At 65.8% G+C, this 3,123-nt stretch carries 2 protein-coding genes; both read right to left on the bottom strand.

The features are described from left to right. The coding region (gene mobF / locus GX543_RS11015; RefSeq protein ID WP_290851949.1) for a MobF family relaxase at nucleotides 1-2,060 on the bottom strand (2,060 nt) is incomplete at its 3' end. 862 nt (nucleotides 2,061-2,922) lie between these two features. Beyond that, nucleotides 2,923-3,123: hypothetical protein (locus tag GX543_RS11010; protein ID WP_290851948.1), on the bottom strand; the 201-nt coding region annotated here is incomplete at its 5' end.

Here is a 3,123-nt window from a genome sequence, read left to right as displayed (position 1 = left end):
GCGCCGACCTGTTCGCGGGTGTCGGCGATGATCAGGTCCTCGCTTGCGGCGCCGATGTCCGCGAGGGCGGCGGTGCGTTCGACATCGGTGGCGTGAACGCTGATGAGTCCGCGCTCGAGGAGGGCGTCGAAGACGTCGGCTGGGTGGTCGCCTTCGCGCATCTTCAGGCTGAGGTCGGCGTACTCCGGATCGACGAATCGATGCACGGACTCGAGCTCGAGATGTGCGGTTGGTGGTGTCCAGCGTGCGGCGATGTCGAGTAGCCCGCCGCGACCGACGGCGGGCAGTTGGTGGCGGTCCCCGAGAAGCGCAACAGTCGCGCAGGCGCGGTCGGCGATCGCAAACAGTGCGCGGGCAGTGTCCTGGTCGAGCATCCCGGCTTCGTCGATGAGCAGGACGTCGCCGGGTGACAGCCGTGCGGCGACGTTGATCTGTTCGCGGGCGAGGTTGATGCGTGACCAGTGGCCGTCCTGGTCCCATCGGAAACCATTTTGGTGGATGAGCCAAGCCGCGGAGAACGCATCGGTGCCGACCTGCTGTCGCGCAGCCTGTGCTGCTTTGAGGGTCGGTGTGACGACAAGAAGTCGGCGGTACTGCGCATCGAGGGCAGCGCGGGCGGCGGCGAGGGTGGTGGTCTTTCCGGTGCCGGCCGCACCCTCAATGACGAGGAGGCCGGCGTCGCCGGCAAGTGCCGCGACGACCGCCCGTTGCGCGGCATCGAGGTGGTCGCTGTTCGTGATCCGGCCCGGACGTTGGACCGGTTGCAGTACGCGCGTTGCGATGGCGTCGATGAGTTTCGCTTCGACGTCGAGTACCCGGTCGGAGGTGAGGTTCCTGATGTGGTCCGGCACGTCACCGCGTTCGCGCAACGGCCGGCAGCAGGCGACCGCGCGTGCGGTGAGGTCTTCGGCCAGCTCCGTGCGTGCGGCTCGGTCGGCGATGATGCCGACCGCGGGGATCAGTTTCTCGACTTCGCCGCGAATGTCGGCGGCGTTCCAGGCCGAGCGTTTCGCTCCGAGCCGGGTGAGGACGAGATCAACGGCAGCGTCGCGACGCAACCGACCGATAGTCGTCGCTCGCACCTCGACGGGTTCTATCGGTAGACGGAAGCCGAGGTCGTGCAGCTCGACGTTCCACCGAGTGACAAGGTCGACGCCGTCGGCCGGTACAACCTTGTCGGGACGTGCATCAGCCCACGCGCGACGATCCCACGACTGTCGCAGCTTCGGCCCCGGCTCCTCGCCGGGGTGCTCGGTGCGCCATGCGGCTTCGTAGCGGTCGACGTTGCGGTTGATCTGCGAGGTTCGTTGGCTGAACCGACCGGCGTACGGCGCGAGCTGCTGAATCTCGCCGGAGTCGTCGAGCGTGTAGCCATGTTCGGCGAGCGCGGTGCGGAACTCGGGGTCGCACATCACGGCGGCGTGACCGATGCCATTGAGCGCCTCGATGGAGTCAACAACTCCGACGGAGTGCAAGCCACGCCATGCACCTGCCGCGTGCACGCGCGCGTTTATCTGAACGTGCAGGTGACGGTGCGGGTCACCGGCACGCGATGTGTAGTGCCGCACGACCGCGGCCTCGATCTTCTCGACGGGTACCTGGACCTGGCGTCCGCGCGGACCGACGCGTGTGGTTGCGTGCTGGGCAACCCACCCGATGACCTCCTCGGCCGCGCGGGTCTGTGCCGCTTCGTAAGCAGCAGCGAGATCCGGATGGAGTGCGGCCGCGAGCGACCAGGTCTTGGGTCCATTGACGACCACCTCGACGAACCTCAACGCGCGATCGTCATCGCGCAACCGGCCCTTCGGCTGACCGGTGGACACGTCGTACCCGGCCACCCACTTTTCGTACGTCGGGCCGTCGAGATCGGGACGCCGATCGATGACAGTTCCGTCGCCGCTCACGTTGACGGCGTAGTGCTCGGCAACGCCGCTTCCCTCGGCGAGGTAGTAGTCATCGCCACGTGAGTGGTCGGCCTCGACATAGGAGCGTGCGGCGGCTGCCGAGCCGCGGTAGAACTTCACCCCACCGTGCATGATGTCCTCGTCACCGCCCGTCACGTCTCGTCAAAGACCCCTGAAATGACACCGGTCCGTCCCCCCGGGGGACGGACCATCTACGAACCTTCGTAGCATGCGTGCCGCCCGGTTTCGAGCCTTCCAATCACCTGGTGGGGATCGGGTTTTGGGACTCGCCAGCGTCCGTCAACAATCGTCATTGGGGCTCACAGCTGAATGCAGCAATGAGATGTACTCAGTGATGTCCTCGGGGTCGCACAAGGTGCGACTGCAGGGGCAGACGACCACCAAGCGGGACGTTCCCGGAGGCACAGGGCCGACGGTTCGCGGGCTGCGCGGGCGCCGCGGCAGAAGCTATGTAGAGCTGCCGCGCATGCCGATCGACGACAGCACCGGAGGTCGTCTTGGCTTCGATTTACGTTGACCCAGTCGATCCTCGACGATGAGAATCGATCTAGCGGATGCCGAAGATGTTGGGACCCCGCACCGTCTTCTATCAGCAGTCCCCTGGGCTGCGAACAGCGTGGGTTGTGTAGGCGTTGCGTTTCGCTTGGCCGCCTTCGCCGAGCGCGACCCGCACGATCATGCCAGCGCTCTCAACTGGTCTTTGCGCACTTCCTTGAGTTCAGAGGACGTTCGTTGTCCTGGCTGCTCGGGGACGAGCCGGGAGTCGGCGTCCACCAGATCGGCCCGAATGGGCTCCCCGCGGCTTGCGCATCATCGTGAGTGGCGGTGCTGGCCGGCAGTTTCCACATCTACGACGACATCAGGTCCAGAACTGATCGAGTGACTCACATTCAGTCGCCGATGGCCCCAGGACTTCTCGGGGCCATCGCCATTTCGGACGCGGAGATCTCGCCACCAATCCCGTCTATTCTTCACCGGGCTGTCACGAGGACGTTGCTCATGACCGGCAGCGTGAGGATTGGTCGCTCGCGCCGTGTCGCTCTGCCAGTTGATCCAGCATCTGAGCCAGAGCGTCGGCAAGTCGGCGCGTACCGGCGATCGCCGCTTCGGGACCGGGCCCGAGCTGCCTGAGATCGGTCAGGTCAAGCGGCGGACCAATGTCGATGGTGACGGTGGGCCGTTTGAACAGTTTCGGGCG

The organism is Gordonia sp. (in: high G+C Gram-positive bacteria) (assembly GCF_012515855.1).
In the GTDB taxonomy this organism is placed as follows: Bacteria; Actinomycetota; Actinomycetes; order Mycobacteriales; family Mycobacteriaceae; genus Gordonia.
This window is presented reverse-complemented; position numbering and strand designations above follow the sequence as displayed.